The organism is Sphingopyxis sp. GW821-FHT10B01, assembly GCF_059415685.1.
In genome coordinates this window covers 238,347-253,103 of sequence record NZ_JBWKNS010000003.1, presented here as the reverse complement: position 1 = coordinate 253,103, position 14,757 = coordinate 238,347, and the positions used below count along the sequence as shown (strand labels likewise).

14 protein-coding genes are annotated in these 14,757 nt (G+C 63.5%); 3 read left to right on the top strand and 11 right to left on the bottom strand.

Annotation, left to right across the window (positions count from 1 at the left end; all coding sequences use genetic code 11):
• Nucleotides 1-67 precede the first annotated feature (67 nt).
• From sufC to AC07NV_RS10165, 6 genes are all read right to left on the bottom strand, one after another.
• Entirely contained in the window at nucleotides 68-898 is an 831-nt protein-coding gene (gene sufC / locus AC07NV_RS10190) for a Fe-S cluster assembly ATPase SufC (protein ID WP_495166699.1), read from the bottom strand.
• Between the two features lie 400 nt (nucleotides 899-1,298).
• A complete protein-coding gene (sufB, locus tag AC07NV_RS10185; RefSeq protein ID WP_248455806.1) occupies nucleotides 1,299-2,786 on the bottom strand; it encodes a Fe-S cluster assembly protein SufB in 1,488 nt (495 codons plus the stop codon).
• A complete protein-coding gene (locus tag AC07NV_RS10180; protein ID WP_495166233.1) occupies nucleotides 2,783-3,292 on the bottom strand; it encodes an SUF system Fe-S cluster assembly regulator in 510 nt (169 codons plus the stop codon). The genes sufB and AC07NV_RS10180 overlap by 4 nt, the downstream gene beginning before the upstream one ends.
• Before the next feature lie 201 nt (nucleotides 3,293-3,493).
• Nucleotides 3,494-4,054 carry a peroxiredoxin gene (locus AC07NV_RS10175; protein ID WP_495166232.1) on the bottom strand — a complete coding sequence of 187 codons (561 nt, stop codon included), beginning with the start codon at nucleotides 4,052-4,054 and terminating at the stop codon, nucleotides 3,494-3,496.
• Nucleotides 4,055-4,352: 298 nt separating this feature from the next.
• Entirely contained in the window at nucleotides 4,353-5,240 is an 888-nt protein-coding gene (locus tag AC07NV_RS10170; protein ID WP_495166231.1) for an AraC family transcriptional regulator, read from the bottom strand.
• Nucleotides 5,241-5,343: 103 nt separating this feature from the next.
• Nucleotides 5,344-7,164, bottom strand: coding sequence for a DUF885 domain-containing protein (locus AC07NV_RS10165; protein ID WP_495166230.1), 1,821 nt, complete (start codon nucleotides 7,162-7,164; stop codon nucleotides 5,344-5,346).
• 80 nt (nucleotides 7,165-7,244) lie between these two features.
• Here AC07NV_RS10165 and AC07NV_RS10160 point away from each other — a divergent pair, with 80 nt between their 5' ends.
• From AC07NV_RS10160 to AC07NV_RS10150, 3 genes are all read left to right on the top strand, one after another.
• Nucleotides 7,245-8,312 carry a quinone-dependent dihydroorotate dehydrogenase gene (locus AC07NV_RS10160; protein ID WP_495166229.1) on the top strand — a complete coding sequence of 356 codons (1,068 nt, stop codon included), beginning with the start codon at nucleotides 7,245-7,247 and terminating at the stop codon, nucleotides 8,310-8,312.
• Nucleotides 8,313-8,385: 73 nt separating this feature from the next.
• Nucleotides 8,386-10,077 (top strand): gamma-glutamyltransferase, encoded by a 1,692-nt coding sequence (gene ggt, locus AC07NV_RS10155; RefSeq protein WP_495166228.1) that lies wholly within the window; start codon nucleotides 8,386-8,388, stop codon nucleotides 10,075-10,077.
• Between the two features lie 49 nt (nucleotides 10,078-10,126).
• A complete protein-coding gene (locus tag AC07NV_RS10150) occupies nucleotides 10,127-11,932 on the top strand; it encodes an AMP-dependent synthetase/ligase (protein WP_495166227.1) in 1,806 nt (601 codons plus the stop codon).
• Between the two features lie 209 nt (nucleotides 11,933-12,141).
• Here AC07NV_RS10150 and AC07NV_RS10145 read toward each other — a convergent pair whose 3' ends face one another.
• The 5 genes from AC07NV_RS10145 to AC07NV_RS10125 form a co-directional block, all read right to left on the bottom strand.
• Entirely contained in the window at nucleotides 12,142-12,591 is a 450-nt protein-coding gene (locus AC07NV_RS10145) for a hypothetical protein (RefSeq protein ID WP_495166226.1), read from the bottom strand.
• Between the two features lie 64 nt (nucleotides 12,592-12,655).
• The gene (gene gloB / locus AC07NV_RS10140) at nucleotides 12,656-13,384 is read right to left on the bottom strand and encodes a hydroxyacylglutathione hydrolase (RefSeq protein ID WP_495166225.1); all 729 of its coding nucleotides are present in this window, start codon (nucleotides 13,382-13,384) and stop codon (nucleotides 12,656-12,658) included.
• 68 nt (nucleotides 13,385-13,452) lie between these two features.
• Complete coding sequence (locus AC07NV_RS10135; protein ID WP_495166224.1) at nucleotides 13,453-13,860, bottom strand: VOC family protein; 408 nt, start codon at nucleotides 13,858-13,860, stop codon at nucleotides 13,453-13,455.
• Nucleotides 13,861-13,870: 10 nt separating this feature from the next.
• Complete coding sequence (locus AC07NV_RS10130) at nucleotides 13,871-14,308, bottom strand: VOC family protein (protein ID WP_495166223.1); 438 nt, start codon at nucleotides 14,306-14,308, stop codon at nucleotides 13,871-13,873.
• A 9-nt stretch (nucleotides 14,309-14,317) separates the two neighbouring features.
• Nucleotides 14,318-14,755: an acyl-CoA thioesterase gene (locus AC07NV_RS10125; protein WP_495166222.1), complete on the bottom strand. Its 438-nt coding sequence runs from the start codon at nucleotides 14,753-14,755 to the stop codon at nucleotides 14,318-14,320.
• Nucleotides 14,756-14,757: the final 2 nt, after the last annotated feature.

Below are 14,757 nucleotides of genomic sequence, written 5' to 3'. Positions count from 1 at the left end.
GTCCACGCGGTCATGGATGCCGGATCAAGTCCGGCATGACGTGGGAAAGCAGGGAGGGTGAAAATCATCACGCGGCAATCTCCGCATAACCATGTTCTTCCAGCTCGCGCGCCAACTCGGGCCCGCCCGACTTCACGATCCGCCCGGCGGCAAGGACATGCACGAAATCGGGCTGCACATAGTCGAGCAGGCGCTGATAGTGCGTGATCAGCAACACCGCCTTGTCGGGGCGCCGCATGATCGCGTTGATCCCGTCGCCGACGGTACGCAGCGCATCGATGTCTAGCCCTGAGTCGGTCTCGTCGAGGATGGCGAGCTTGGGGTCGATGATCCCCATCTGCACCATCTCGTTGCGCTTCTTCTCGCCGCCCGAAAAGCCGACGTTCACGGGACGCTTGAGCATGTCCATGTCCATCTTGAGCAGCCCCGCCTTCTCGCGCGCCAGCTTCAGGAAGTCGCCGCCCGACAGCGGTTCCAGCCCACGCGCCTTGCGCTGCGCGTTGAGCGCCTCGCGCAGGAACTGGACGTTCGACACGCCGGGGATTTCGACCGGATACTGGAAGCCGAGGAACAGCCCCGCCGCGGCGCGCTCGTGCGGATCGAGCGCGAGAAGGTCGAGCGTTTCGGTGGTTCCCGTTCCCCGGCGAAAGTCGGGGCCCAGTTCGATCGCGCCCTCTGGACCCCGGCTTTCGCCGGGGATCACGTTGGGCGAGAACATCACCGAACCCTCGGTAACCTCATAACCGGGACGCCCGCCGAGCACGTAGGACAAAGTCGACTTGCCCGCGCCATTGGGCCCCATGATCGCATGGATTTCGCCCGCATTGATGCTGAGCGACAGGCCCTTCAGGATCGGCTTGTCGGCGACGGTGGCGTGGAGGTTATCTATTTGAAGCATCATATTTCCTCAACGTTTGGGCCGAAGTCCTCTGGTTCTAGTGCTTGGATGGACGACGCTGTGTTGAATTGCCTGTAGGCATCGCCCAACAATCGTCCCAATTCTTTCGGTGGAAGATCATCCCAACCTGGACCTACCATCTTGTCCGAGCAGTCAGACAGGACCCAGCTGAAGACGACCTTCGGCTGGCCCGGAATAGAGCCTTTAAACCAAGGTGGAGGAGAAGCCGGCTTGTCCCGGTCAACATACGCCCTGGAACGCAGGTCGACACATTGTGCCCATGCGGCATGTGGCCCGGATCCATTCCTTAGATTGATCCAACGCAACTCATCGCGATTGCCTGAGCTTGCGCATCCGCTTGAGAAAACCGAGAGCAAGACTAAGAAGGTAGCGGCCTGCCTCACCCCACGGACCCCTCAAGACTGATCCCCAGCAATTTCTGCGCCTCGACCGCAAACTCCATCGGCAGCTGCTGCAGCACCTCTTTCGCGAACCCGTTGACGATCAGCGCCACCGCTTCTTCCTGCCCCAGCCCGCGCTGCATAGCGTAGAAGAGCTGGTCGTCGCTGATCTTGCTCGTCGTCGCTTCATGCTCGACGGTCGCGGTCGGGTTGCGGACCTCGATATAGGGCACGGTGTGCGCGCCGCTGAGCGAGCCCAAAAGCAGGCTGTCGCACTGGGTGAAGTTGCGCACGCCCTCGGCGTTCGGCGCGACGCGGACAATGCCGCGATAGGTGTTGTTCGATTTGCCCGCGCTGATCCCCTTCGACACGATGGTCGAGCGCGTGCGCTTGCCATTGTGGATCATCTTGGTGCCGGTGTCGGCCTGCTGATAATTGTTGGTCACCGCGACCGAGTAGAATTCGCCGACGCTGTCGTCGCCGTTGAGCACGCAGCTCGGATATTTCCACGTGATCGCCGAGCCGGTTTCGACCTGCGTCCACGACACTTTGCTGCGCTTGCCCTGGCACAGCGCGCGCTTGGTGACGAAATTATAGATGCCGCCGAGGCCCTCGGCATTGCCGGGGTACCAGTTCTGCACCGTCGAATATTTGATCTCGGCATCGTCGAGCGTCACCAGTTCGACCACCGCCGCATGAAGCTGGTTCTCGTCGCGCATCGGCGCGGTGCAGCCCTCGAGGTAAGAGACGTACGCACCCTTGTCGGCGATGATCAACGTCCGCTCGAACTGCCCCGTATTCTCGGCATTGATGCGGAAATAGGTGCTGAGCTCCATCGGGCAACGCACCCCCTCGGGCACATAGACGAACGTCCCGTCGCTGAAGACCGCGCAGTTCAATGTCGCGAAATAATTGTCGTGCATCGGCACGACCTTGCCGAGCCACTTCTTCACCAGCTCGGGATATTCGCGGATCGCCTCGCTGATCGACAGGAAGATCACCCCAGCGCGCTTCAATTCCTCGCGGAAGGTCGTCGCGACGCTGACGCTGTCGAACACCGCGTCGACCGCGACCTTGCGCGCGCCCTCGACCCCCGCGAGCACCTTCTGCTCCTCGATCGGGATGCCGAGCTTCTTGTAGACCTCGAGGATCTCCGGATCGACCTCGTCGAGGCTGCCGAGCTTGGGCTTCGGCTTCGGCGCCGCATAATAGTACGCGTCTTGGTAGTCGATCGGCGGCACGTTGAGCTTCGCCCAGTCGGGCGTCTCCATCGTTTGCCAATGGCGGAACGCCTTCAGCCGCCAGTCGAGCATCCATTCGGGCTCGTTCTTCTTCGCCGAAATGAAGCGGACCGTATCCTCGGTCAGCCCCTTGGGCGCGAAGTCGGTCTCGATGGTCGAGGACCAGCCATGTTCATAATCGGCGACCTTCGCCGCGGCATCGTGCGCGGCCTGGTCCTTGACGGGGAGTTCGGTGTTGTCGGTCATGTCAGAATTCCGTTCGCCTCGAGCGAAGTCGAGAGGCCCATCGTGCGTGCACTATCGAGGGGTGTCTCGACTTCGCTCGACACGAACGGGTTTGTTTTTGCGGGGGCGACAGTGAGGCTCGCCAAACTAATCTCTGCGAGCGCACCGCGCACCGCGCCGTTCACCACGCCCCAATGCGGCTGCACCTTGCAGCTGCCTTCGAGCGAACAATCGTGCCGCCCTTCGGAAACGCAGGAGGTGAGGGCGATCGGTCCTTCGACCGCTTCGATAATATCGGCAACGCTGATTGCCGCGGCAGGCCGCGCCAGCCGGACCCCGCCGCCGCTGCCGCGCGAGGCGACGAGCAGGCCGGCGCGCGCGAGGCCGCTCACCAGCTTTTGCGCGGTGGGGCCGGGGATGCCCGTCTGTTCGGCGAGCATGCCCGCGTGAATCGGCACCGATCCGCACTGGCGGGCGGCGGCGCTCATCAGCACCACGGCATAGTCGGCAAGGTTGGACAGGCGCATTGTTCTTTTCCGTCGCAGTTGCGAACGATTCTTAACTGGAGTAAATCACTCCACTTATATAGGGAAAGCTTTTGTACGGCGCAACCGACGGTGTCGTTTATGTCAAATCCGGTGTGTGAACGTGAGCCGCACGCGTGGCGGCCCTTGGGGCCCTCCGTATCGCCGGCGCCTCGGTGAAAGCCGTCGCCCGGTGAACCCGGACTAGCTGCGCCTGGCTTTCCAGGCGCGCACCGCCGCCATCGTCTTTTCGATATGCGCCTGCGGATTGCGATCGGTGTAGCTCAGCAGAATCGTCCCGTTCGGCGCGATTACGAACGACGTCCGGTTGGAGATCATCTTCTTGTCGGGACCTTGCACGGCGGTGTCATATGTCGCCGCGACCTTGGCACCCGGATCGGCGGCAACGGCAAATTTGTCGCGGCATTCCGACTTCGAAAACTCCGCGACGCGATCGATATTGCCCGCAGTTACGCCGATGACGCGCGCGCCCAATTGGTTGAAGCTGCCGGTCGCTTCGGCGAAAAGATGGGCTTCCATCGTGCAGCCCGGCGTAAAGGCGGCGGGGAAGAAATAGAGCACGACCGGCCCGTTTCGCAGCGTCTGCTTCAGCGACAGGCTGAAGGGCTTGCCGCCTTGCGCGGCGTTCAATGTGAAGTCGGGTGCCTTCGTACCCTGCTGCAGGGCCGCGATACCCTGTACCGGAATGGTCGCCAGCAACAGGCCAAGGCCAAGCGACATTGCGAACTTCATCCGGATTTTCATCTGCGCTTCTCCAGCGTCGGCACATGACAAAAGGGTGCGACCAGGGCGCAAGATGATAGAAAAGGTTGAAGCCGTCTACCTCGATCGTCCGCGCCACGCGCGCGCGAAAAAAAAGGCACCCATCCGGCCATAGCCAAATGAGTGCCAAGATGAAGGTCTCAAGTCCTCGTCAGAGGATGAGCTCTTCTGGGTCGCAACGGGTGATTATGCCGACGCGACGATTCGTGATTGGATGAAAACGCCAAAACGACGGGACACATATTTTTCGAAGATCGGGGTCTCGACCCCAATAACGGTCTCAGGTTTCCGAAACGATCGCGCCGACCTTGCCGGCAAGCTGTTTGCGGCCCTTGGTCGTCGCTTCGGTATAGTCGGTCGGCTTGCCGAGCTGGCCCGGAGTCGCGCCGGCGAAGCGTTTGATCTCGCGGATCAGGTGCGACTGGTCGTAGAAGGCATCGCCAAGCTGTGCGGCATCGAGCCCTTCGCCGCGCGCCAGTGCCGATGCGGCGCGGACCGCACGATATTTGCGCGCGAGCATCCGCGGCGACAGTCCGTAATAATGTTTGGTCATCCGCTCGACCGAACGGATCGACATGCCGGTCGCCTCGACCAGTTCGGGGACCTGCGGCGAGGCGGATGCGGTCAGCCACTGATCGACCGTGCGGATGAACCACAAGGGCGCGGCTTCGTCGCGCGTCAGCACTTCGCGGGCAAAATTATTGCCGATGATCAGCCGTTCCTCGACGTCGGCGGCATTTTCCAGCGCGGTCGCGACTTCGTCGATCCACGGCCCGAACAGGTCGGCGGCGTCCATCGCGCGGTCGGTCAACTTCTCGGCGTCGGCGCCCATCAGCGCCGCCCAGCCCGCCGGCAGCATGCCGAACCCGAACAACAGCGCGGGGCCGCGATTGATCGCACGGACGCGCCCGCTCGTCGGGCCGACAATGTTCGCGCGGCAGACGGTGGACTGGTGGCCGTCGGCAAAGATATATTCGCCGTTGGCGTTGGTGACGAAGCGGAATTGCGGCCGGTCGGCGCGCTCATATTCGTCGAAGTGCGGCATGTTGATGCGCGCGAAATAGAAACTCGACACCATGTCCGCCAGATCGGGATCGGGCGGAAAATAATAGAGTTCGAACGGCGCGCTGCCGTCCGCGCCCCCGGACGAGGATGATGTTTGCGACATGTCAGACCCAGACCATTGGCAACCGTGACCCGGCTGCCTTATTTATCTGGAACAAATCATTTGCGTTTCATCCTCGCGCGTCAAGCGGCAAATAGTCAGTTTCCTAACCTTTTTGAGTGGCGATCCACGCGTCGACGCGCCGCTCAAGGACGTCGAGCGGTACCGGACCCGATTCGAGCACCACGTCGTGGAAGGTGCGGAAATCGAATTTGTCGCCGAGCGCTGTCTGCGCGCGGCCGCGCAATTCCATGATCTTCAGCTTGCCGATCAGATAGGCGGTCGCCTGTCCCGGATAGACGATATAGCGCTCGATCGCCTTTTCGATGTCGCCGTCGGGGTTGGGCGTGTTGGCCTTGAGATATTGGATCGCCTGCTCGCGGCTCCACCTTTTGTCGTGGATTCCGGTGTCGACGACGAGCCGGCACGCGCGCCACAACTCCATCCCCAGCCGCCCGAAATCGCTATAGGGATCGGTGTAGAAGCCCATGTCCTTGGCGAGCTCCTCGGTATAGAGGCCCCAGCCTTCGGTATAGGCGGTAAATCCGCCGAAGCGGCGGAAGGGCGGCAGGCCGGTCAGCTCGGTCTGCACCGCGCGCTGGAGGTGATGGCCGGGGACGCCTTCGTGATAGGCGAGCGCCTCGAGTTCGGTCTTCGACATGTCGCGCAAATCATAGAGGTTCACATAATAGGTGCCCGGCCGCGACCCGTCGGGCGAGGGCGAGGAATAGAAGGCCTTGCCCGCCGATTTTTCGCGGAACGCTTCGACCGCCTTCACCTGCAACGCCGCCTTGGGCAGCGTATTGAAGAAAGCGGGCAGGCGCGCTTCCATCGCCTTCACCTTGGCATCGACGTCGGCGAGATAAGCCTCGCGGGTCGTGTAATAATATTGCGGGCTGGTGCGCAGATGCGCGAAGAATTGCTGCAGCGTGCCCTTGAAGCCGACCTTCTTCATGATCGTCGTCATTTCGCCATGGATGCGCGCGACTTCGGCGAGGCCGAGGTCGTGGATCTGCGCCGCGGTCATGTCGGTCGTCGTATAACCGGCGAGCAGCGCTTCATAATAGGCTTTGCCGTCGGGCAGGCGCCAGATGCCGTCCTGCGTCGGCGCGATCGCTTGCTGGCGCTTCATCTCGGTGAGCAGGCGGCCATAGGCGGGACCCGCGCTTTCGCTCCACGCCGCCTTGGCTGCACCGACCAGCCGTGCCTTCTCCGCCGGATCGATGGAAAGCTTGCCGACCTTCGCCGTGATATCCTCGATCACCGCATTGTCAGGCTTTTGCAGGTTCCCGATGTCGGAGATCAGATAGGCATAGACCCACTTCGGCGGCTGGATGCCCTTCTTCGCGCGCTCGGCCGACTGGGCCGACAGCGCATCCAGAACGGGGCCAAGCCCGCGAATTCGCGAGATATAGGCTTCGGCCTCGGCGGCATCGGCCACGCGGTGGATGTTGATCAGAAAGGCGGGGAGCTGGCTCTGCGCGCCGTTCATCTGGTCGAAGACATAGCCATTGTTGCGGAACGGAAACAGCCGTTCGGCGCGCGCCGCCTGCGCGTTGAACAACTCGAACGACAGCGCTTCGTCGGCCGACATCGTCTTGGGATCGAAGCTGGCGCGCATCGTTTCGGCGGTCGCTTGTTGCAGCTTGTGACTGGCGACCGCGCCCTCGTCGCTCACATCGTTCCAGCGGCCATAGTCGCCGTCGCGAATGCCGCGATATGCTTTGCCTTGCGGGCTGAGCGAGAGCTGCGCCGCGTCATAATTGTCGAAGAATTGCGCAAGGTTCGCCCCGGCCGGCGCAGCGTCGGGTGCCGGAGCCGACGCGGCCGTAGCGGGGGCTTCCTGCACCGCCGCCGGCGCGCAGCCCGCGACAGCGAGCAAGGCAAGACCCGTAGACAGGCGAGCGAGGATGCGAAGGTGCGACACGATTTTCTCCCGGTTTTTCCGATGACTTTGATGACCGGCCGGGGCTTGCCATAGGCCCCGGCTCGGCGCAATGGCGGGGCATGTCGCTCTTCGCATCCCTGACCGATACCGCCTATGCGCTCGTCCGCCCGATCGTCCACGCCACCGATGGCGAGGCGGCGCACAACCTCACGCTCAGCGCGCTCCAGCCTTTGCCGCGTGCGCGCCATGCGCTGACCAGTCCGGTGCTGGCGACCGAGCTTGCGGGCTTGCATTTCCCGAACCCGGTCGGGCTTGCCCCCGGTTTCGACAAGGACGCGCGCGTCGCGCATGTCATGCCGCATTTCGGTTTCGGTTTCGTCGAGGTCGGCACGCTGACCCCGCTGCCGCAGGACGGCAACCCGCGCCCGCGGTTGTTCCGCCTCGTCGAGGATGAAGCGGTGATCAACCGGATGGGCTTCAACAATGGCGGGCAAGCGGCGGCAGCGGAGCGCATAGCCTGCCTGCGCCGCTATGGCCTGCCGGTGCCGCTCGGCATCAATATCGGTGCGAACAAGGACAGCGCCGACCGCATCGCCGACTATGCCAAGGGCACCGCCGCGATGGCGCCGCTTGCCGACTATCTTACGGTCAACATCAGTTCGCCCAACACGCCGGGGCTGCGCGCCCTGCAGGACAAGGGCGCGCTCGAAGCGCTGCTCGACGGTGTCGCGGCGGCGCAGCCCGCGGGCGCATCGAAGCCCGTCTTCCTGAAGGTTGCGCCCGATCTGGAGCCCGCCGACATCGACGATATTGTCGCGGTCGCATTCGACAAAGGGCTGGCGGCGGTCATTGTCTCGAACACGACGATCGTGCGTCCGGCGCTGGCATCGCGCCATGCGGAGGAAGCGGGCGGCCTCTCGGGTGCCCCGCTCGCCGGACTGGCATTGCAACGGGTGAGGGATTTCCACAGGGCGAGCGGTGGCAAGCTGCGGCTCGTCGCGGCGGGCGGGATCGCGTCGCCCGAACAGGCGTGGGAGCGCATCCGCGCGGGCGCCAGTCTGGTCCAGATCTATTCGGCGATGGTCTATGCGGGCCCCGGCCTTGCGGCGCGGATTGCGCATGGGCTCGAAAAGCTGGCTGCGCGCGACGGGTTCGCGCGCGTGTCGGACGCGGTGGGGACGGAATAGGCTGTTCCCCCTCCCGCCTGCGGGAGGGGGAACAAGGGTTGCGCTGCCTCCACCTCCGCGCCAATGTCGCGCCATGTTGAAAAAATTCCTTCCGCTCGCCGCCCTTCTTTCCGTCACCGTCTCCTCGCCGGCACTCGCGCAGGGCGTAACCTCGTCCGCCGATCCGCGCGCGACCGAGGCGGGGCGCGAGATCCTGCACCAGGGCGGCACCGCTGCCGACGCGGCGGTCGCGATGGTCGCGGTGCTCACGCTCGTCGAACCGCAATCGAGTGGAATCGGCGGCGGCGGCTTCATGGTCCACCACAATGCCAAGGACGGCAGCATCTCGACGATCGACGGCCGCGAAATGGCGCCGGCGGCGGCCAAGCCCGATCGTTTTCTCGGCGCCGACGGCAAGCCGCGCGGCTATATGGACGTCATCCCCGGCGGGCTGTCGGTCGGTGTTCCCGGCAATGTGCGGCTGATGGAAATGGCGCACAAGAAATGGGGCAAGCTCGAATGGAAGGCGCTGTTCCAGCCCGCGATCAAGCTCGCCGAAGACGGCTTTATCGTCACCCCGGCGCTCAACAACTGGCTCGTCCAGTTCGAGCCGATGTGGAAGGAATTTCCGGCTCCCAAGGCGATCTATTATGTCGACGGCAAGCCCGCGCCGGTCGGCACGCGCATCAAGAATCCCGCCTATGCCAAGCTGCTCCGCGACATCGCGGCGCGCGGTCCGGAGGCTTTTTATTCGGGCGCCAATGCCAAGGCGATCAGCGATGCGGTCGCCAATGCGCCGCGCCATCCGACCCAGCTCACCATGAAGGACATCGCCGCCTATAAGGCGAAGGAGCGCCCCGCGGTCTGCACCACCTACCGCGTCTACAAGGTGTGCGGCATGGGCCCGCCATCGTCGGGCGCGACCACCGTCTTCGGCATCCTCGGCATGATCGAGGGCTGGGACATGAAGACGATGGGCAAGGACAATCCGATGAGCTGGCATCTGCTCTCCGAAGCGATGCAGCTCGCCTATGCCGACCGCGCCGCCTATCTCGGCGATGGCGATTTCGTCGACGTTCCGGTGAAGGGCCTGCTCGACAAAACCTATCTCGCCGAGCGCCGCCAGCTCATTTCACCCTATGGCGCCGCGGGCCATTACGAACCCGGCACCCCGCCGGGCGCCAAGCCGCGCGCGGCCGCGCCGCCGGTGCAGGAGCAGGGGACGACGCATTTCGTCACGGTCGACAAGGACGGCAACCTCGTCTCGATGACCTCGACCGTCGAGAGCATCTTTGGCAGCCAGCTGATGGCGAACGGCTATTTCCTCAACAACGAGCTCACCGATTTCGACCTCGCACCGACCGAGGGCGGCGTGCCGACCGCGAACCGTGTCGAAGCCGGCAAGCGCCCCTTGTCTTCGATGTCGCCGACGATCGTTTATGGTCCCGATGGCAAGGTCGTGCTCGCGGTCGGCTCGGCGGGCGGCAAGCGCATCATCATGCATGTGACGAAGGTGCTGGTCGGCGTGCTCGACTGGGGACTCGACGCCAAACAGGCGATGGAGCTTCCCAACCTGTTCTTCGGAAAGGACGGCGTCCTGATCGAGAATAACGAGGCGGGTCAGGCAATCGCCGCGAAGATGAAACCTTTCGGCTACAGCTTCACCGCGACCAGCCTCGGATCGAAACTCAATGCGGTCGAACGCACCACGGCGGGCTGGCGCGGTGCTGCCGACCCGCGCGGCCCCGGGAGCTCGTCGATCGACGGCGCACCGGCGCAGAATTAATCAACGATAACAAAACAAACGTAATGACATCTCCCTGGAGAGAGGCAGAATGAAGCTCGTAAATCCCCATCTCGACCATTTTCCGAGTCTGGTCGCGATGTTCTTCGACCGTGCGGGGCGCGGCGGCGAAGATCCCTTTTTGTGGCGCAAGGCCGACCGCGCATGGCACCCGCTGAGTTGGCGGCAGGTCGCGAACCAGGTGTCGGCGCTGGCGCATAATCTGCGCGAAATGGGGCTCAAGGAAGGCGACCGGGTGGTGCTGGTCAGCGAGAACCGCCCCGAATGGTGCATCGCCGACCTGGGCATTATGGCCGCGGGCTGCATCACCGTTCCGACCTATACGACCAACACCGAGCGCGATCATCAGCATATCCTCGACAACAGCGGCGCGAAGGCGGTGATCGTCTCGACCGCAAAGCTCGCGCGGACGCTGATGCCCGCGGTGATGCGCTCCGACGCGCATATCGTCATCAGCATGGAAAGCCTGCGCGTCGGCCAGCAGGGCGACGTTGCGGTCCACGACTGGGATCCGCTGGTGCAGGGCGGCGAGGCGTGGGTCGAGGAAACCAAGGCACGCGGGCTGGGGGTCAAGCGCGAGGATACCGCGTGCCTGATCTACACCAGCGGCACCGGCGGCGCGCCGCGCGGGGTGATGCAGCACCATGGCGCGATCCTGCACAACGCCGCGGGCGCCGCGGAAGTGCTCGTCAACGATTTCGGCATCGGCGACGAGGAGGTGTTCCTGTCGTTCCTGCCGCTCAGCCACGCCTATGAGCATTCGGGCGGCCAGTTCCTGCCGATCATGGTCGGCGCGCAAATCTATTACAGCGAGGGGCTCGAAAAGCTCGTCTCGAACATCGAGGAGACAAGCCCGACGATCATGGTCGTCGTCCCGCGCCTGTTCGAAGTGATCCGCGCGCGGATGATCAAGTCGGTCGAGAAGCAGGGCAAGCTCGCGAACTGGATGCTGCGTCAGGCGCTGCGCGTCGGCGAAAAGGATTATGAGTGCCGCATGGGGGTGCTCGACCGGCCGGTCGACCTGATCCTCGACAAATTGTTCCGGCCCAAGATCCAGAAACGCTTCGGCGGCCGGATGAAGGCACTGGTGTCGGGCGGCGCGCCGCTCAATCCCGAAATCGGCGTCTTCTTCCACTCGATCGGGCTGACCTTGCTGCAGGGCTATGGCCAGACCGAGGCGGGGCCGGTGATCAGCTGCAACCGCCCGAGCGCGGGCATCAAGATGGACACCGTCGGCCCGCCGCTGATGAACACCGAGGTCCGCATCGCCGACGATGGCGAAATATTGGTGCGCGGCGAACTGGTGATGAAGGGGTATTGGCGCAACAAGGCCGAGACCGAGCGCGTGCTCGTCGATGGCTGGCTGCACACCGGCGACATCGGCCATATCGATGACAAGGGCCGTATCGTCATCACCGACCGCAAGAAGGATCTGATCGTCAACGACAAGGGCGACAATGTCTCGCCGCAGCGTGTCGAGGGCATGTTGACGCTCCAGCCCGAGATTTTGCAGGCGATGGTCTATGGCGACCAGCGCCCGCATATCGTCGGCATTCTGGTCCCCGATCCCGAATGGATGGCCGAATGGGCCGAGGCCGAGGGCTTGCCCAAGGATTTGGTTCGCCTGCGCGAGCATGAGAAGTTTCGCGCCGCGATTCGCACCGCGGTCGACCGTGTCAACGGCCAGCTCTCGGTGATCGAAAAGGTCCGCAAGTTCGACTTTGCCGACGAACCGTTCACGATCGAAAATGAGCAGATGACGCCGTCGATGAAGATCCGACGCCACATCCTGAAGCAGGTTTATGAGGACAAGATCGCGGCCTTGTACAAGGCCTAAAGCCCGTCCCCTTCAGGGGAGGGGTTGGGGTGGGGGCTGTCAGTGTAGCACTATGCCGATGGCCCCCACCCGCTGCGACTAAGCCAGCAAGCTGGCAAGTCTCGCTGCCCTCCCCTGAAGGGGAGGGCTTATATTTGTGCAATAGCAGGCGGGGGTGCGACCCGAGAGCTCGGCGCAAACCGGACCCCGCCTGCGACTGAACCCAAGGCTCAGCCTTTGTCCCCCGCCGGTTTGCGATAGGGGACGAATTCGCCAAAAACACATGTCGGCCCGCGAATGCCGCTTGACCGGTCGACCAGGTGGAAAAAATCGCCCTCACAGGTCGACGTTCCGAATTGCCGCACGACCATGATGTCGCTGTCGCGCGCGAGGCCCGGGCAGCTGCTTTTCAGGTCGTTGCGGTATACGAGATTGCCGCCCGACCGGTAGAGCAGGATATTGTCCGATACGCGGATCGTATCGTTGCTGCGATAATTGGGGAGGCATCGTAGCGGCTCGCCGGGAACCTTGCCCGCGAGTTGCTTTTCGAGCCGTTCGGCCTGTTTCGGCGTCAGCGCAGCCGCGCCGGGCTCACCGGCGCCTGCCGGTGCGCAGCTTGCGATCAGTGGCGCGGTCGCTGTCATAAGTGCCGCAGCACATATCAGCTTTAGCTTCGCCATCAGGGTCTCCTCTGGATTGAACAGCCTAGTGGCCGGAAAATGAATGACGGCTGAAGCGGCGGCATCACGCCGCGTCCTTCAGCGCACGGATACGCCCGAGTTCGGCGGCGCTTGGTGCGCGCAGGAACGGATTGGTCGCGCGCTCCTCGCCGATACTCGTCGGCACCGTTGCCTCGCCCACGGCACGCGCCGCCTCGACCGCCGCGAGGCGCGCGGCGAGCGCGTCATTGTCGGGGTCGACCGTTATCGCGAAGCGCGCGTTCGACAGCGTATATTCGTGTGCGCAATACACGCGCGTCGCATCGTCGAGCGTGCCGAGTTTTTGCATATTGGCGAACATTTGCTCGGCGGTGCCTTCGAACAACCGGCCGCAACCCATTGCAAACATTGTGTCGCCGACGAAAATCGCGGCGTCCCCGGCGAAATGATAGGCAATATGGCCCGCGGTGTGGGCGGGCACGTCCCAGACCTCGACGACATGCTGGCCGAGCCGCACCTTGTCGCCGCCCTTCACCTGCACATCGAGCGTCGGGATGCGCGCGAACTCGGCGGCTGGGCCGGTGATCGTGCAGCCGGTCGCCTCCTTGATCGCGGCATTGCCGCCGGTGTGATCGGGGTGCCAGTGGGTGTTCCAGATATCGGTGATCGTCCAGCCGCGTTCGGCTGCCGCTGCGAGCACCGGCTCGGCGACCGCGGGGTCGACGACCATCGTCGCACCACTTTCGGGGTCATGGACCAGCCAGACATAATTGTCGCTGAGGACGGGGATACGGACGATGTCCAGCGCAGCCATGATATCTCCTTTCCAGCCCTTCGCTCCTTGAAGACGGAGCGAAGGCTTTTGGGCCTTGGTTTGCCCGTTCAGGTCGCAAGGGCGTCGTAACCCCTGTCGTTAAACTCGATCAGGCAGAATCCGTGGCCGAACGGGTCGGCGAACATTGCCTGCCTGCCATAGGGCAGGTCCAATGTCTCGCCTTCTTGCACCGCGCCCGCCGAAAGAGCGTGCGCGACGGCAAGGTCGAGGTCGGCGACGATGAAATCGGGATGCACCGGAGTCCAGTGCCGGTTGTAACGGCGAAAGTCGCCGGCTTCGGGGCCGATCGATGATCCGGCGCGCTTCCGGATCAAATAGATCGCCACCTCGCAACCGGCGAGCTCGACGATATCATCGTCGAACCGCCGGGCGACGGTCAGGCCAAGGGCCCCGGTATAGAAATGCTCTCCAGCGGCGAGATCGGGCACGTCGATGTTGATCAACAGGCCCGGCATCGCGCGGTCCTTACCAGGCGCCGGTGTTCGGCATCGATGCCCAGGGTTCCTGCGGCGGAAGATGACCTTCCTGAAGCAGCTCGACCGAAATACCGTCAGGCGAACGCACAAAGGCCATATGGCCGTCGCGCGGCGGGCGGTTGATCGTCACCCCGGCGTCCATCAGCCGCTGGCACGTCGCATAGATGTCGTCGACGCGGTACGCGAGATGCCCGAAATTGCGGCCGCCGCCATATTCTTCCGGCGCGCTGCCGTCGGCGGGCGGCCAGTTATAGGTCAGCTCCACCTCGGCGACGTCGCCTTGCCCGGGCGCGGCAAGAAAGATCAGCGTGAAACGCCCCTGCTCGCTGTCGAAACGGCGGGTCTCTTCCAGCCCGATCAACTTGAAGAAATCGACGGTTGCGTCCGGATCCGACACGCGGATCATCGTGTGAAGATATTTGATCATGACGCCATATTAGGCGCGAAGGGACCGATCTTCAAACGCTTCGAACAAGAATAGGAATTCGTCCGGCACCGGTGCCGGCGCGCCCTGCGCCTCGGCGACATGGACATAAATCAGCTGCCCGTCGGCGCGCAGGTCGTCCTTGCCCGCCGCGTGCAGCTCGAACAAATAGGTCATTGAACTGTTGCCGACGCGCGAGACGCGCACGCAAATGTCGATTTCCTCGTCGAGGAGGATCGGTGCGCGATAATTGACCTCGGCGCGGGCGACGTGGAACTCGGGGCTGCTATGCGCCGGCCAGCGATCGTAAACCCCGACGCCGCGCCAATATTCGGTGATTCCGATATCGAAATATTCGAGGTAGCGGCTGTTGAACACCACCGCCTGCGCGTCGATCTCGGCATAGCGGACGCGTTTGGAGACGAGGAACCGGAAGTCGCTGCGGGCCATGA

Excerpts from the sequence above, each read along its gene's own strand:
- sufC (WP_495166699.1), bottom strand. The coding sequence starts at position 898 with ATGCTTCAAATAGATAACCTCCACGCCACCGTCGCCGACAAGCCGATC.
- sufB (WP_248455806.1), bottom strand. The coding sequence starts at position 2,786 with ATGACCGACAACACCGAACTCCCCGTCAAGGACCAGGCCGCGCACGAT.
- AC07NV_RS10180 (WP_495166233.1), bottom strand. The coding sequence starts at position 3,292 with ATGCGCCTGTCCAACCTTGCCGACTATGCCGTGGTGCTGATGAGCGCC.
- AC07NV_RS10175 (WP_495166232.1), bottom strand. The coding sequence starts at position 4,054 with ATGAAAATCCGGATGAAGTTCGCAATGTCGCTTGGCCTTGGCCTGTTG.
- AC07NV_RS10170 (WP_495166231.1), bottom strand. The coding sequence starts at position 5,240 with ATGTCGCAAACATCATCCTCGTCCGGGGGCGCGGACGGCAGCGCGCCG.
- AC07NV_RS10160 (WP_495166229.1), top strand. The coding sequence starts at position 7,245 with ATGTCGCTCTTCGCATCCCTGACCGATACCGCCTATGCGCTCGTCCGC.
- ggt (WP_495166228.1), top strand. The coding sequence starts at position 8,386 with ATGTTGAAAAAATTCCTTCCGCTCGCCGCCCTTCTTTCCGTCACCGTC.
- AC07NV_RS10150 (WP_495166227.1), top strand. The coding sequence starts at position 10,127 with ATGAAGCTCGTAAATCCCCATCTCGACCATTTTCCGAGTCTGGTCGCG.
- AC07NV_RS10145 (WP_495166226.1), bottom strand. The coding sequence starts at position 12,591 with ATGGCGAAGCTAAAGCTGATATGTGCTGCGGCACTTATGACAGCGACC.
- gloB (WP_495166225.1), bottom strand. The coding sequence starts at position 13,384 with ATGGCTGCGCTGGACATCGTCCGTATCCCCGTCCTCAGCGACAATTAT.
- AC07NV_RS10135 (WP_495166224.1), bottom strand. The coding sequence starts at position 13,860 with ATGCCGGGCCTGTTGATCAACATCGACGTGCCCGATCTCGCCGCTGGA.
- AC07NV_RS10130 (WP_495166223.1), bottom strand. The coding sequence starts at position 14,308 with ATGATCAAATATCTTCACACGATGATCCGCGTGTCGGATCCGGACGCA.
- AC07NV_RS10125 (WP_495166222.1), bottom strand. The coding sequence starts at position 14,755 with ATGGCCCGCAGCGACTTCCGGTTCCTCGTCTCCAAACGCGTCCGCTAT.